Source organism: Roseicyclus sp. (assembly GCF_018402035.1).
GTDB lineage: Bacteria > Pseudomonadota > Alphaproteobacteria > Rhodobacterales > Rhodobacteraceae > Roseicyclus.
In genome coordinates, this window is sequence record NZ_JAGYJN010000006.1 from 112,416 (window position 1) to 127,027 (window position 14,612).

14 protein-coding genes and 3 pseudogenes are annotated in these 14,612 nt (G+C 63.1%); 7 read left to right on the top strand and 10 right to left on the bottom strand.

The genetic code is table 11. From position 1 onward, the window contains the following. Window positions 1-28 precede the first annotated feature (28 nt). A complete protein-coding gene (locus KG698_RS11175; RefSeq protein WP_213685655.1) occupies window positions 29-772 on the top strand; it encodes a pyridoxine 5'-phosphate synthase in 744 nt (247 codons plus the stop codon). Between the two features lie 185 nt (window positions 773-957). Next, window positions 958-1,410, top strand: a complete 453-nt coding sequence (gene acpS / locus KG698_RS11180; protein WP_213685656.1) for a holo-ACP synthase — start codon at window positions 958-960, stop codon at window positions 1,408-1,410. 3 nt (window positions 1,411-1,413) lie between these two features. On the opposite strand, the gene KG698_RS11185 is transcribed toward acpS, so the two are convergent. From KG698_RS11185 to def (KG698_RS11200), 4 genes are read right to left on the bottom strand one after another with little or no spacing between them, the layout of a single operon-like run. After that, window positions 1,414-1,680, bottom strand: coding sequence for a hypothetical protein (locus KG698_RS11185; protein WP_213685657.1), 267 nt, complete (start codon window positions 1,678-1,680; stop codon window positions 1,414-1,416). 14 nt (window positions 1,681-1,694) lie between these two features. Then, window positions 1,695-2,591, bottom strand: a complete 897-nt coding sequence (fmt, locus tag KG698_RS11190; RefSeq protein WP_213685658.1) for a methionyl-tRNA formyltransferase — start codon at window positions 2,589-2,591, stop codon at window positions 1,695-1,697. Then, window positions 2,591-3,067 carry a peptide deformylase gene (def, locus tag KG698_RS11195; RefSeq protein ID WP_213685739.1) on the bottom strand — a complete coding sequence of 159 codons (477 nt, stop codon included), beginning with the start codon at window positions 3,065-3,067 and terminating at the stop codon, window positions 2,591-2,593. Before def (KG698_RS11195) ends, fmt begins: the two co-directional genes overlap by 1 nt. Before the next feature lie 23 nt (window positions 3,068-3,090). Beyond that, window positions 3,091-3,615, bottom strand: coding sequence for a peptide deformylase (gene def, locus KG698_RS11200; protein ID WP_213685659.1), 525 nt, complete (start codon window positions 3,613-3,615; stop codon window positions 3,091-3,093). A gap of 113 nt (window positions 3,616-3,728) precedes the next feature. Between def (KG698_RS11200) and KG698_RS11205 the strand changes: the two genes are divergently transcribed. From KG698_RS11205 to KG698_RS11220, 4 genes are all read left to right on the top strand, one after another. Then, entirely contained in the window at window positions 3,729-4,898 is a 1,170-nt protein-coding gene (locus tag KG698_RS11205) for a MalY/PatB family protein (protein WP_213685660.1), read from the top strand. A 136-nt stretch (window positions 4,899-5,034) separates the two neighbouring features. Beyond that, on the top strand, window positions 5,035-5,994 hold the full coding sequence (locus KG698_RS11210) for an L-malyl-CoA/beta-methylmalyl-CoA lyase (RefSeq protein WP_213685661.1): 960 nt from the start codon (window positions 5,035-5,037) through the stop codon (window positions 5,992-5,994). Between the two features lie 78 nt (window positions 5,995-6,072). Beyond that, window positions 6,073-7,035 carry an acetyl-CoA carboxylase carboxyltransferase subunit alpha gene (locus KG698_RS11215; protein WP_213685662.1) on the top strand — a complete coding sequence of 321 codons (963 nt, stop codon included), beginning with the start codon at window positions 6,073-6,075 and terminating at the stop codon, window positions 7,033-7,035. Then, window positions 7,032-7,439, top strand: coding sequence for a CIA30 family protein (locus tag KG698_RS11220; RefSeq protein WP_213685663.1), 408 nt, complete (start codon window positions 7,032-7,034; stop codon window positions 7,437-7,439). The genes KG698_RS11215 and KG698_RS11220 overlap by 4 nt, the downstream gene beginning before the upstream one ends. A 280-nt stretch (window positions 7,440-7,719) precedes the next feature. On the opposite strand, the gene rlmJ is transcribed toward KG698_RS11220, so the two are convergent. The 5 genes and pseudogenes from rlmJ to KG698_RS11245 all read right to left on the bottom strand — a co-directional run bounded on the left by rlmJ (window position 7,720) and on the right by KG698_RS11245 (window position 10,970). Then, window positions 7,720-8,496, bottom strand: coding sequence for a 23S rRNA (adenine(2030)-N(6))-methyltransferase RlmJ (gene rlmJ / locus KG698_RS11225; RefSeq protein WP_213685664.1), 777 nt, complete (start codon window positions 8,494-8,496; stop codon window positions 7,720-7,722). Between the two features lie 3 nt (window positions 8,497-8,499). Beyond that, window positions 8,500-8,700 carry a hypothetical protein gene (locus KG698_RS11230; protein ID WP_213685665.1) on the bottom strand — a complete coding sequence of 67 codons (201 nt, stop codon included), beginning with the start codon at window positions 8,698-8,700 and terminating at the stop codon, window positions 8,500-8,502. Next, window positions 8,687-9,412, bottom strand: a pseudogene (locus KG698_RS11235) (lysophospholipid acyltransferase family protein). Before KG698_RS11235 ends, KG698_RS11230 begins: the two are co-directional and overlap by 14 nt. Next, a pseudogene (locus KG698_RS11240) lies at window positions 9,409-10,297 on the bottom strand (cell division protein FtsX). Before KG698_RS11240 ends, KG698_RS11235 begins: the two co-directional pseudogenes overlap by 4 nt. Beyond that, window positions 10,294-10,970, bottom strand: a pseudogene (locus KG698_RS11245) (cell division ATP-binding protein FtsE). Before KG698_RS11245 ends, KG698_RS11240 begins: the two co-directional pseudogenes overlap by 4 nt. Before the next feature lie 263 nt (window positions 10,971-11,233). Between KG698_RS11245 and KG698_RS11255 the strand changes: the two are divergent. After that, on the top strand, window positions 11,234-11,986 hold the full coding sequence (locus KG698_RS11255) for a hypothetical protein (protein ID WP_300983667.1): 753 nt from the start codon (window positions 11,234-11,236) through the stop codon (window positions 11,984-11,986). Between the two features lie 24 nt (window positions 11,987-12,010). Here KG698_RS11255 and KG698_RS11260 read toward each other — a convergent pair whose 3' ends face one another. Beyond that, entirely contained in the window at window positions 12,011-14,551 is a 2,541-nt protein-coding gene (locus KG698_RS11260) for a DUF4175 domain-containing protein (RefSeq protein ID WP_367114084.1), read from the bottom strand. Between the last annotated feature and the right edge of the window lie 61 nt (window positions 14,552-14,612).

The window sequence follows — 14,612 nt, forward strand, 5'->3', positions numbered from 1 at the left end:
CCCTTTGGGCATCAAGAGGATGACGGGAATGGCACAGCGCCTCAGGCTTGGTGTGAATATCGATCATGTCGCGACATTGCGCAACGCGCGGGGGGGGGCCATGCCCGATCCGGTGCGCGCCGCCGTGATGGCGCAGGCCGCCGGTGCCGATGGCATCACCGCGCATCTGCGCGAAGATCGCCGCCATATCCGCGACGCCGATATCGGCGCGATTATGGATGCAATCACCATCCCGCTGAATTTCGAGATGGCAGCGACCCCTGAGATGCAAAAGATCGCGCTGACCCATCGGCCCCATGCCGCCTGCATCGTGCCCGAACGCCGCGAAGAGCGCACCACCGAGGGCGGGCTAGAGGTTGCGGGAAACGCCAATTGGATGGGTGACTATATCGCGCCCTTGCGCGACGCAGGGTGCCGGGTGTCGCTGTTCATCGCGGCCGACCCCGCACAGATCGACGCCGCCGCGCGCATTGGCGCGCCTGTGATCGAGCTGCACACAGGTGCTTATTGCGATTTTGATGCCGAGGGTGATTTTGCGGCCCGCGACGCCGAACTTGCCCGGTTGATCGCAGGTGCCAAACAGGCCGCCGATCTGGGCCTTGAGGTGCATATGGGCCATGGGTTGAGCTACGCCAATGTCGCCCCCATCGCCGCCATCCCCGAGGTGGTCGAGCTGAATATCGGCCATTTCCTCATCGGTGAGGCGGTGTTTGTGGGCCTTTCTACCGCGATTTCCGAGATGCGCAGCCATATGGATGCCGCACGGCGCTAAACGTGCGGCCATTGCGCAATCGCGCCGAATGGGCGAAGCTAGAAACTGTTCAAACCGCCGTCAGACCCGGAGGGTTTCGTGCACCAGATTTTCGCTGTCCTGTCGCGGGCGGCCGCCTGTTTGGCTTGCGCCATGGACAGGCGGTCTGTTGTCGTGCCGCGTCGGCCCGGCCGAGGGGTTTTGCAATGATCCTCGGCATTGGCACCGATTTGGCGAATATCGAACGCATCCAGCGCGCGCTTGATCGCTTTGGTGACCGCTTTCGCGAGCGTGTCTTTACCGTGACCGAACAAAACCGCGCCGAGCGGATGAAGGAACCCGCCGCTGTCTATGCAAAGCGCTGGGCCGCCAAGGAGGCGTGCTCCAAGGCGCTAGGCACCGGGTTGCGGATGGGGATCGCGTGGAAAGATATGGCGGTGTCGAACCTGCCATCGGGCCAGCCGATCATGAAGGTGACGGGCTGGGCCAAGGAACGGCTCGATCAGATGACGCCAGATGGCTATACCGCCATCATCCATGTCAGCCTGACCGATGACCACCCTTGGGCGCAGGCCTATGTGGTGATCGAAGCCATGCCCGATGCCGAAGCGGCAAAGCGGCCCAATGTCGGCCCGGTCTCGCGCCGCAAGATCAGCTAATTTTCAGCGACGTCTGTTCTTTTGTCGCCGCTGATAGGCGTATTCTGTAGGGATAAGGATCAAGGCTGCCGCCGATCCGATGATCGCATCGATCCCCGGTGATCCAAAGCTCAGCCCAAAGAGCGACCGGATAAAAAACAGCACCAGAACCGCCCCAAAGGTGATCAGCACCGAAGGTAAGATGCCATTATGGCTCCAGCCCCATTTCTCGAACACAACCGCCACCACGCCCGCGATCATCAAAGAGCCGAAAAACGAAAACAACACCATGGCTCATACCCCCATTACAAAACCCGGCGCGATACGCGCGCCCGTAAATAGTCGTCGGCCGACATCCTTGGCTTGCCCTCGGGCTGAAGCGCGGTGATTTCGACCGCGCCTGTGGCGCAGGCGATCGTCAAACCCTTTAGCACCGTTCCGGGCGCGCCTGTGCCATTGGCCAACTGGCAGCCGATCAGCTTGACCCGCTTGCCCGCGATCATGGTCCAAGCGCCGGGAAAGGGCGAGAGGCCACGGATCTGGCGGTCAATTTCGATGGCTGGGCGTGTCCAATCGACCTGTGCCTCGGATTTGTCGATCTTGGCGGCATAGGTGACGCCTTCAGCGGGTTGGGGCTGCGGTGTCAGCCTATCCAGATCGGCCAGCGCGGTGACAATCGCCTCGGCACCCAAGCACGCCAGCCGGTCGTGCAACGCGCTGGCGGTTTCCGTCTCGCCGATGGGAATAGCGCGGCAGAGCAGCACGGGGCCGGTATCTAATCCGGCCTCCATTTGCATGATGCAGACGCCGGTTTCCGCGTCACCGGCCATAATCGCGCGCTGGATGGGCGCGGCCCCGCGCCAGCGCGGCAAAAGGCTTGCATGGATGTTGAGACAGCCCCGGCGCGGCGCATCGAGCACCGCTTGCGGCAAGATCAGCCCATAGGCCACGACGACGGCCACATCGGCATCGAGTGCTGCGAATTCCGCCTGCACCTCGGGGGTGCGGAGGCTTTTCGGATGCCGAACCGGCACCCTCATCGCCGCAGCGCGGGTATGAACGGGTGTGGGGCGTTCGGCCTGACCGCGGCCAGCCGGGCGGGGTGGCTGGGTATAGACGCAAGCGATCTCATGGCCCGCTTGCACCAGCGCCTCAAGCACCGTGACCGAAAACGCCGGCGTGCCCATAAAAACGATCCGCATCACCGCGCCCCTTTTCTGGCCCGTTTGAGCAGCATCTCGCGCTTGGTCCGCGAGAGGCGGTCAAAATACATCCGTCCCGCCAGATGGTCGATCTGGTGCTGCACCGAGGTGGCCCAAAGCCCGGTGAAATCTTGACGGACCCGAAGCCCGTGGTGATCGGTAAAGTCCACGGTCACATTGGCTGGCCGCGTCACCGATGCCCAGACACCGGGCAGGTTAGGGCTGGCTTCTTCATGGTCGTTCATCGCCTCGGATGCGGTGATGATCTCGGGGTTGGCCATGCGGATAGCTTGGCCGCGTGTGTCGCTGGCATCGACCACGGCCAGACGCAGCATCACGCCGATCTGCGGCGCGGCAAGGCCCACGCCCGGCATCGCCTCCATCGTTTCGATCATGTCGTTCCAGATCACGCGGATTTCATCGGTGATCTCGCCCACATCCACCGCCGGCGTCCTAAGCCGCTTGTCGGGCCACATCACGAAGGGGCGCTTTGTGCCGCTCACGCCTTTTCCCGCGCGCGGTCCTTCTTGAGCTTGACCATCTTGCGGGTGATCAGCTGGCGGCGAAGGGGGGTGAGGTAATCGATAAACATGATGCCGTTCAGATGATCGATCTCATGCTGCAGGCAGGTGGCCCAAAGACCATCGAAGGTTTCTTGCTTTTCGGTGCCGTTTGGATCGATCCAGCGCACCGTCACCTCGGCCGGGCGTTCGACATCGGCATAGATATCGGGGATCGACAGACAGCCTTCCTCGTAAATGCTGCGCGTCGTCGCTTTCGGCGATGATCTCGGGGTTGAACATGGCCAAGGGGCGCGGCGCGGCCCTTCGGCCTTGACGCAATCCATCACGATCAGCCGTGTGTCGACGCCGATCTGGGGTGCGGCCAGCCCGATACCCGGCGCGGCATACATCGTTTCTAACATATCATCGGCAAGCAGGCGCAAATCATCCGACAGGTCGGTGATGGGCGGGGCAAGCTTTTTCAGCCGCGGGTCGGGATGGATCAGGATCGGGCGCTTCATGGGCGTTCATTTAGGTCAAGCGGGCGCGCGCCGCAATAAGCGCGACCATGGGCTTGCACCTGCCGCCTGCTGGGGTAGCGTGGCTTAGTGCAAATCTGACGGAGCCATTCCCCATGTCCTTTGACGAGATTATCGACCGCCGCGGCACGCATTGCGTGAAATGGGACATGATGGAGACGCTCTACGGCGTTAGCCCTGATGAGGGGATCGCCATGTGGGTGGCCGATATGGAGTTTCGCCCCCCGGCTTGCGTGCAAGACGCGCTGCAAGCGGTGGCCGATCACGGCGTCTATGGCTATTTCGGTGATGATCGCGCCTATCTGGAGGCGATTTGCTGGTGGATGGAACACCGCCACGGCTGGCGCGTCGATCCGGCGGCGATTTTCACCACGCATGGCTTGGTCAATGGCACGGCCATGTGCGTCGATGCCTTCACCAAGCCGGGCGATGGAGTTGTGTTGTTCACGCCCGTCTATCACGCCTTTGCCCGCGTGATCCGCGCGGCGGGGCGCGAGGTGGTGGAATGCGAAATGCCTGTGGTCGATGGGCAATATACCCTCGATTTCGACGCATGGGATGCGCAGATGAAGGGGCATGAGAGCATGCTGGTGCTTTGCTCGCCCCATAATCCCGGCGGGCGTGTCTGGACGCGAGCAGAGCTTGAGGGGATTGCCGCGTTTGCAAAGCGCCATGATCTGATCCTGGTCTCGGACGAGATCCATCATGATCTGATCTTGCCCGGACAGGCGCATATTCCCATGGCGCTGATCGATGGCATTGCGGAGCGTCTGGTGATGATGACGGCGGCAACCAAGACCTTCAACATTGCGGGCGCGCATGTGGGCAATGTGATCATCCATGATCCCGCGCTTCGTGCAAAATTCGCGACGCGGATGGCGGCCATGGGCCTGTCGCCGAATTCCTTTGGCCTTTACATGGTCACAGCCGCCTACTCGCCCGAGGGTGCGGCATGGGTCGATCAGGTCCGCGCCTATATTGCCGAGAATGCGCGGATTTTTGACGAGGGGATCAATGCAATCCCCGGTCTTCGGTCAATGGCGTTGCAATCGACATATCTGGCTTGGGTCGATTTTTCAGGCACGGGCATGAGCCGCGCGGAGTTTACGGCGCGGGTAGAGAAAGGCGCCAAGATCGCGGTCAATTACGGGCCGAGCTTTGGTTTGGGCGGCGACAGCTATTTGCGCTTCAACATTGCCGCCCCGCGCAGTGTGATCGTGGATGCGGTGGCGCGGATGCAAGCGGCGTTTGGTGATCTGCAGTAAAGCGCGGGTGCGCCTGAGGGCGCATCCGCGCCAGCCCAAATCGGTCGCGCTGCACTGCAGCACTTGCATGCCGCAACGCAATATCCTATCGCATGCGGCGAGATAGACGAAACATCCTTGCGCAAGGAATATTGCCATGAGCTTCCGCCTTCAGCCCCAGCCTGTCGCCCGCCCGAATCGTTGCCAATTGTTCGGCCCCGGCTCGCGCACAGCGCTGTTTGAGAAGATGGCGGCCAGTGCGGCGGATGTGATCAACCTCGATCTTGAGGATTCGGTCGCGCCTGACGACAAACCCACCGCGCGCGCGAATATCATCCAAGCCATCGGTGACATCGATTGGGGCACCAAGACGCTGAGCGTGCGGATCAACGGGCTGGACACGCCATGGTGGTATCGCGATGTCGTGGACCTGTTGGAACAGGCGGGTGACCGGCTTGACCAGATCATGATCCCCAAGGTGGGTTGTGCGGCCGATCTTTATGCCGTCGATGCGCTGGTGACTGCGGTCGAGGCGGCCAAGGGGCGCAGCAAGCGCATCGCCTTCGAGGTAATCATCGAATCGGCCGCAGGCATTGCCCATGTGCACGAGATCGCCGCCGCCTCGCCGCGCTTGCAGGCGATGAGCCTGGGTGCCGCCGATTTCGCGGCCTCGATGGGGATGCAGACCACCGGCATCGGCGGGACGCAGGAGAATTATTACATGCTCCATGACGGTGCGCGGCATTATTCCGACCCGTGGCACTGGGCGCAAACCGCCATCGTCGCGGCCTGCCGCACCCATGGTGTGCTGCCCGTCGATGGGCCATTTGGCGATTTTTCCGATGATGAGGGCTACCGCGCCCAAGCGCGCCGCTCGGCCACGCTGGGCATGGTTGGCAAATGGGCGATCCACCCCAAGCAGGTGGCGCTGGCCAACGAGGTTTTCACCCCGTCAGAGGCCGCCGTGACGGAGGCGCGCGAAATTCTCGCCGCGATGGAGGCTGCCAAGGCATCGGGGCAGGGCGCCACGGTCTATAAGGGGCGGCTGGTTGATATCGCCTCGATCAAACAGGCCGAGGTGATCGTGAAACAGGCCGAGATGATCGCGGCGGGGTGATCTGGCGCAGCCATAGTTGCATCTCACGCCTTGGCCCGCCATATACGCGCAAGGCCATTGTGATGGGGTGTAAGGCGCATGACGACCTATCTCGACTTCGAAAAACCGCTTGCCGAGATCGAAGGCAAGGCCGAGGAGTTGCGCGCGCTGGCCCGCCAGAGCGAAGGCATGGATGTCGAGGCCGAGGCGGCAGCGCTTGACCGCAAGGCCGCCGATATGCTGCGCGATCTCTACAAATCGCTCTCGCCTTGGCGCAAATGCCAAGTGGCTCGCCACCCCGACCGCCCGCATTGCCGCGATTATATCAGCGCGCTGTTTACCGAATACACGCCGCTTGCCGGTGATCGGAATTTTGCTGATGATCACGCGGTGATGGGCGGGCTTGCGCGGTTTCAAGATCGCCCGGTCGTGGTGATCGGCCATGAAAAGGGCCATGACACCAAAACGCGCATCGAACGTAATTTCGGCATGGCCCGTCCCGAGGGGTATCGCAAGGCGGTGCGCCTGATGGATATGGCCGACCGCTTCAACCTGCCGGTGATCACGCTGGTCGACACACCCGGTGCCTATCCCGGCAAGGGCGCAGAAGAGCGCGGCCAATCCGAGGCGATCGCGCGTTCGACCGAGAAATGTCTGCAAATCGGTGTGCCCTTGATCTCCATCATCATCGGTGAGGGTGGATCGGGCGGTGCTGTCGCCTTTGCCACGGCGGATCGTCTGGCGATGCTGGAGCATGCGATCTATTCGGTGATCAGCCCCGAGGGCTGTGCCTCGATCTTGTGGAAAGACGCCGACAAAATGCGCGAGGCGGCCGAGGCGCTGCGCTTGACTGCGCAGGATTTGAACAAGCTGGGCGTTTGCGATCAGGTGATCAAGGAACCCTTGGGCGGCGCGCAGCGTGACAAGGCCGCGACCATCGATGCTGTCGGGGCCGCGATTGCGCAGATGTTGGAGCAATTAAGCGCGATTGATCGCAAGGCGTTGATCGCTGGGCGGCGGCGCAAATACCTCGATATGGGTTCCAAGGGGCTGGCCGCGTGATCACCCGCCGCGCGGTTCTTGGGGCGGCTGTGTTTTTCGCCACCAAGCTCAGCGCAGGGCAGGAGGATCTCGCCATGACACCGGCCAGCGATCTGGATTGGACCTATTTGGCCGATACGGTCATGGGCGGTGTCAGCCAAGGTGGCGCGCGGATGGAGGCAGGTGTCCTGCGCCTAAGCGGGACAGTCTCGACCGCCAATCGCGGTGGGTTCATTCAAGCCCGTACCGAGATGCCGTCCGGATTGCCCACCGATGCCACCGCCCTGCGCTTGCGGGTCAAGGGCAATGGTGAGCGGTATTTCGTGCACCTGCGGACCACCCGCACGCTTTTGCCTTGGCAGTATTACCAACAGGGTTTTCGAGACAGGGCCAGAATGGGCCGAGGTGACGCTGCCTTTGGCTGATTTCACGGCCTCGGGGCGGATAATGGCAGGGGCGATCAGGCCCGAGAGTATCCGCTCTATCGGGATCGTGGCCTATGGGCGCGATCATGTCGCAGATGTGTCTGTTGCGGCGCTGGGCGTCTGTCTGAGGCGCGAGGGTTCTGTTGCGCGTGTCCCGCGCGGAAGGAAAGGTGCGAGGGGGCTGTCTGCCCCACTCGCGCGCAGACCGCGCGGAAGGAAAGGTGCGAGGGGGCTGTCTGCCCCCTCGCGCTCCCCCGAGGATATTTATGAAACGAAGAAGCTAAAGCGCCGCGTAGAGGGCGGTTAGGCGGGTTGCCTCGTCTTGCAGGCCAAAGGGTGGGTTGAGCACGAAGATGCCCGATCCGATCATGCCATGGCCGGGGCGGGCGGGGGGGAAGCGGACCTCGTGGCTGAGCGCCTCGGAATAGCTCATGCGCAGGGTTTGGGCCATCTGTGAGTGGGCTTGGTTGGCCAGCACCGGATACCACAGCATCACCACGCCGACATTCCATTTGCGGTGCAATTTGGCGATAAGGTCGGGGATGCGGTCGTAATCGGTTTTGACCTCGTAGCTGGGGTCAATCAGCATGACGCCGCGCCGCGGCTCGGGCGGGGTGCGCGAGAGCGCCATGGCGAGGCCGTCTTCTTGCAGCACTTGGAGATAGCGCTGCGGCATAGCTTGGCGCAGTGCCGCGACCTCGGCGGGGTGGAGTTCGGCTAGCGTCATATTGTCGAAGCCGCGCAGAAGTGCAGCGGCGATGAGCGGCGAGCCGGGATAAGATGCTGCCCCGTGTTCAGTGGCCACGATGGCACGGGCGCGGGCATAGGGGTGATCGGGGGCGAACCAATCGGCCACCCGCCCTATGCCTTGGGCGGCCTCGCCGGTTTTGCGCGCCTCAACCCCGTCGAGATGGTAAAGGCCGCGCCCTGCATGGGTTTCGAAATAGCTCAGCGCCTTATCCTTGCGCGTGAGGTAGTCGAGCGTGCAGGACAGGAGCGCATGCTTATGCACATCAGCCAGATTGCCCGCGTGATAGGCGTGTTGATAGGAGAGCATCGCCTAGCACATCCGCTTGGACGCATGGGCGGGATCGATCAGGTCATTGACCCGCGTGTCGACATCATGGCCCGATCTGCGCAACAACGATGCGGGCTGCATTTCCGACCAAGGGCCGGTGCACATGAACGCTTTGGCAAGCGACAAGGCGCCAGGGCGATCATCGCGCGCCGCGAGCATGACGATATTCTCAATGATCCGCATGAAAGCCCGCCTCGGCCATCAGGCGGTTGGATGCGGTTTCGACATCATCTTCGAGTTTGCGCATGAACGCGTCGCGCTGCATGCCGGGGGCGATCCTTGGGAGGAACTCGACCACGGCCAGACCCGGTTTGCGCAACAGGCTGTGGCGTGGCCAGAAGACGCCGACATTGGCCGCGACCGGCACGCAGGGCTGGCCCAATTGTTCGTAAAGCGCGCCGGTGCCAACCTTGTAGGGGCGCGGCACGCCGGGGGCACGCGGGTGCCTTGGGGATAGATGATCAACTGGCCACCCTGACGCTTGCCGGATTTCACATCCGATAGCATCTTCGGCAATCGCTGCGCCGCGCTTGCCGCGATTGACCGGGACGCAGCCGATGCGCAGCCCGTATTGGCCCACGAAGGGCGCAAAGAGCAATTCGCGCTTCATGATGAACTTGCCGCGCGGCACGGCGTTGTAGATCATCAAGATATCCAGAAAGCTTTGATGTTTGGCCGCAATCATCACATCATCGGTGGGTGGTGTGCCGCGCACTTCGCAGCGCAAGCCGGTCATCCAGCCAAGCGTCCAGATCACCCAGCGGCAATAGGCATGGCAGGCCGCATGCGCCCCTGCAGCTGAGATGACAGCCCAAGGGAAATAGGCCACAGAAATGATCAGCATGGCGACATACATCTGAATGATGAAAGCCACGGAGCGCAGCAATTGGATCATCTCAATCCCTTCAGGGTGCGGAGGGCCGCGATACGCGTTGCCCAAAAGGCCGTGACCGCGGCCAGTGGGGGGATGGTCAGTGGCCAAAGCCACCCTGCGCCTTGAAAGCCAAGGCCAGTGAGAAAGGCCCCTTCTTGTGCCGCGCGCGGCAAGAGCGCAATGGCCAGCATGCCAAACGCCGCGCCAAGCCCCGCCCCGGTCAAGGCGCGGTGGGTGAACCGCCGCACGAAGGCGCGTGCGATATAACTGTCTTGTGCGCCAACAAGGCGCATTACGCGCAAAACCTGCACATTCGAGGCGAGCGCCGCTTGCGCGGCCAAGGTGATCATCGCCGCCGTCGCGCCAAGGATCAAGCTCAAGGATATCCAGCCCAGCAATCGCAAACGATCAGCGGCGGCAACCAAGGGACGGCGCCATCTGGTGTGATCATCGAGCACAGCGCCGGGGGCTTCGGCGGCGAGGCGCTGGCGCAGCCCAGCCGCGTCAAAGCCTGCGTCATCCTCGATGATCTCGATCAGGCGCGGCACGGGGAGATCGCCAAGGGGCAGATCAGGGCCGAACCATGGTTCAAGCAAGGCGCGCTGTTCATCATCTGACAGCGCGCGCGGCGGCGACGCCAGGTGTCTGGCCAAGCGCTGTCAGAACGGCGCGGGTCTGGATCTCGATCTGGTCATCGGGGGCCGATAGGCGGATGGTCGCACTTTGCGCCAAGGCGGCTGACCAGCGATCGGCCAGCCGCCCGGCGGCAAGCGACAAGGCCAAGGCAAAGACGGCCAGAAAGGCCATGGCGGCTGATACCGCCAAGGTCAGGCGCGCGGTCTGGCCTGTGCGCGGTACGATCCGGTCGGCCTGCACATCGCCACGGAGCATTGTCATGATGTTCATAGGTTCGTCCCCGCAGCGCTGAGCTTGCCATCGGCGATGCGGAGCACGCGGGCTTGCACCTGTGCTTTGGCCGCGCGAATGAGCGCAAGATCATGGGTCGCGATCACGATGGTTTTGCCCAAGCGGTTCAACTCGCACAGCAAGGTCAACAGTCTGAGCGACATCTCCCAATCGACATTGCCCGTTGGCTCATCGGCCAAGATCAGCTCTGGGTCCATCATGATCGCGCGGGCCAATGCGGCGCGCTGGCGCTCACCGCCTGATAATTCGGCCGGGCGGGCCGATGCGCGCGCGCTCAGGCCGACCCAAGCGATCAGTTCGCGCAGATTTGACGCGTTTTTCACCGCGTCGCGGCCCGACACGGTCAATGGCAGGGCAATGTTCTCGGCGATGGGCAGGTGATCGAGAAACTCGCAATCTTGATTGACCACGCCGATCCTTTGGCGGCTGCGCGCGATCCTGTCACGGTCGAGCGCCGCGGTATCTTGGCCGAAAACGCTCACGCGGCCTTGTGTGGCGATAAGCTCACCATAGCACAGCTTGAGAAATGTCGTTTTCCTGATCCTGATGGACCCGTCAGGAAATGAAATGATCCCGGCGCAAGGCGTAGTGTCATATCCGACAGGATCGGGTCGGCTCCGTAGCCATAGGCGGCATCCTGCATGTCGATCACGAAAGCACACTCCTTGGACCAGCACAACTACCGCGCCCGTCATGCAACGGATGCGCGCAGGTTGCAATCGGCGGGCCACCCATGCCCTTGGAATACAATGGGGGCGCTGCTACAAGCGAGGGCAATGACAGGCGGCGCGGCGCCCTAATGCGTTGTGCGCCGCGAGAATAGGGTAAGCGGAAACGGTAAATGCGGCTGACCTGTCCGAATTGTGGCGCCCGGTACGAGGTTGCCGATAGCATGATCCCCCCGAGGGGCGCGATGTGCAATGTTCCAATTGCACCACGACATGGTTCCAACCCGGTCGGCCCAATGATGCGCAGCCGAGGGATGAAGACGCGCCACCACCACCCCCGCCGCCGCCACCACCTGCGCAAGACGTCACAGACGCACCCGAAGTCGTCGAATTGCCCGACGCGCCCGCGGTGGAGAACCCTGCGACTGCGCCCCAGCCGCCTGATCCGCAAGCCGCACTAACCCGTCAAGAGATTGACCCCGCGATCCGTGAGATCTTGCGCGAAGAGGCCGCGCGCGAGGCCCGTCTGCGCCAAGCCGAGGCGGATCTTGTGCAAAGCCAATCCGAGATGGCCTTGGTGCCTGATGACGCGGCACAGGCGACATCGCGCATGCGCCCCGAGCTTGACGCGGCGGTCGATGCCTTTGATGCGCGTGACCCCGCATTGGGCCGTGGCGTTGCAGCGCGCGATCTTTTCCCCGACATCGAACAGATCAATTCAACACTGCGCGACAGTGCGGACCGTTCTGCGCGTGAGGCAGATGCAAGCGATATCGACACGCTCGACACAATCCCGCGTCGCCGTCGCGGCCTGCGCATTGGGTTTTTCATTGCCGTTGGCGCTGCGGTGGGGGCGGCCATGCTTTATGCCAATGCCGATGCAATGGCGGTGCAAATACCCGCGCTGGCAGAGGCGATCGAGGGCTATGTTCTCACGGTGAATGGCGTGCGTTTTTGGTTGGATGATCTGGTCCAAAGCTTGGCTAACGCCACGCAATAGCCATGCCCCAAGCGCCGCGCTGGATCAGAATTGATCTAGCAAGCGGCGCAGGTAATCGCGTTCGACCTCGGGCCGGTCCTGTTCGGCCGAGCGGCGGCGCAGTTCATCAAGCAGTTCGCGTGAGCGGCGGAACGCTTCTTGGCGATCTGCCATCGCCTCGTCGCTGCCGAAGCTGCCGGAATTGCCAGCTTGGCGGCCCAGCGGGTCTTGCAATTGGCGGTTGGGGGCCATGTTGCCCTCGGCTTGGCCTTGGCCGGGGTCTTGCCCTGCCTGCGCTTCGGCCAAGGCGCGGCCCAGTTCGGTCATGCCTTCGCGCAGTGCCTCGAGTGCTTCGGATTGGCTGTCGAGTGCGCCCGCGATATCGTCGTTCTCGAGCCGCCCCTCGGCCTCTTCCATCGCGCGGCCCGCCCGGTCGAGTTGGCGCAGCGCCTCATCGCCCGCATCGGTCCCTGCGCCGGGCAGGCGGCCTTGCTGGTCCTCGAGCAGGCGGCGCAGCGCTTCTTGGCGTTCGGCCAAGCTCATGCCTTCGCCGTTCTCGCCGCCTTCACCCTCACCTTGGGGTTGGGCGTTTTCACCTTGACCCTGGCCCTGCTGCTGTCCGGGTTGTTGACCTTGCTGCTGGCCCTGTTGCTGGCCTTGCTGCTGGCCTTGTTGCGGGCGGTCGGGGTTCAGCCGATCTTGCAATTCGCGGAATGCATCATCAGCGAGGTCTTGCTGATCGCGCAGCGTGTCTTGCAGACCTTCCATCGCTTGCTGGCCGGGGCTGCGAGGGCCATCGCCACCTTCGCCGCCTTGGGTCACTTGCATATTCTCAAGCATCTGTTGCAGCGCATCGAGCATCGCTTGCGCCTCGGCCATGCGGCCTTGCTGCATCAGCTCTTCGATCTGGCGCATCATTTCCTCGAGGTCGGCCATCGACATTTCCATGCGCTCGCCATCTTGATCGGGGCGATCCTCGCCGGGTTCGGCATTCTCGGCGAGTTGCTGCATGTAGTCATCCATCGCCTCGCGCAGCTCTTGCATCAGTTGGGCAATCTCGGCGTCGCTGGCACCTTGGCGCATCGCCTCGGACAGGCGTTCTTGGGCTTGGCGCAGCCGTTCCAGCGCGTCATCCAAATCGCCGATCTCAAGGGTCATCGCGGCATTCCACAAGATCTCGGCCACTTGATCGCGGGTCTCGGGTGAAAGCGTATCGACCGCGCTTTCCAACCGCCGGATCGCGCTGCGGATTTGCAGATAGACACCTTCGTCAAGACCTGCCTCGGGGCTCCATGTCATCGCGCGCAAGAGTTGCGCAGCGCGGGTGGCATTCTCGCGCGACCACAGAATATCGCGGCGCATCTCGATCAGCGCATTGGCCAAGGGATCGAAGAACCGCCGCCCCGGAAGGCGGGGGATGTCATAGCTGACAGTGCCGATCTGGCCCGCCGCATCCGTCACGGTCAGCACCAGCGAGACGGGGAGATTGGCGAAAGGATGCTGTGACAGGTCTTCGACCAAGACCTCGGCAAAATCGGTGCGCTCGCCGCGAAACGGCATGGGCAGATCAAGCACCAACGCCTCGCGCAGCTCGGGGGCGGTGGCGAGGCCAAAGCGGCGGTCAGCGCGGGCCGGGTCGAGGCGGATATGGGCGGTTCCCGATTGCACCCCATAGTCATCTTGCGCGGTAAAACTCAGTTGCATCTGCCCGGGCGGCTCGCCCAGCAACTCCCCCTCAAGCGCGATCATGGGGGGGTGATCGGCCAGCACCGAGATTGCCCAGCTTCGGCCCATCGGGCCGGTGACGGTGAAATCGCCCGCGCGTTCGATCACGATGCTTTGCACGGCCGGATCGGCGGGTTCGGTAGGAAGATCCCCGATCGTCGTCACAATGCCGATGCTGCCCGGCTCACCATAGGTGCGAAAGGTCATGCGCGCGCCTTGCGGCACCTCGAAGCGGTCGGCCAAGATCTCGTTGAGATAAAGCGATGGCAGGCCGGTATAAAGCGGCGGCTCGATCCATGCCTCCCATGAGGGGCCGGAGGCGGCGGCTGCGCCGGGGCCAATACCGACTGTCTCACCAAGATCGGTGACGCGGCCCAGCGTGCCAAAGGCCAGCGCCATGACAAAGGCGGTGGCCGCGATGTAGCGCAGCGCGAAAGGGTCTTGGCGCGATAGGCGCAGATCAGGCTCGGGCGCGCGGGCATCTTGGGTGCGGGCCGCCATTTGGCGCAGATGCGCGGCCCAAACGGCCTGTGCGCCGGGATCATCACTGCCGATGGCGGGCTGGTCAAGCAAGGCCGAGATCGGCCGCCCCGGTAACGTCGCATCAAGCCGGGCCAAAGCCTCGGCACGGCTGGGCATGGCAAAGCGCGTGATCCCGCGCGCGATCATCGCCGCAAGCGCCATGCCGATCACACCCAATGTGATCAGCACCGCGAGCGGCGGGACAAAAGCGGCAAAGCCAAAGGCAAACAGCGCCAACACCACCATGGCGATGGTCCAGACCGGCCAAAAGGCGCGCGTCGCACGCTCGGCCATCATGGCCGCGCGCGTTAAACGCAACGGCCAGATCAGGCGCGTCAGCGCAGGCGTGCTGGGGGCTGACTTTGGTCATGGTCCCTTTCGGGGGCGATTTGCCCCGTGG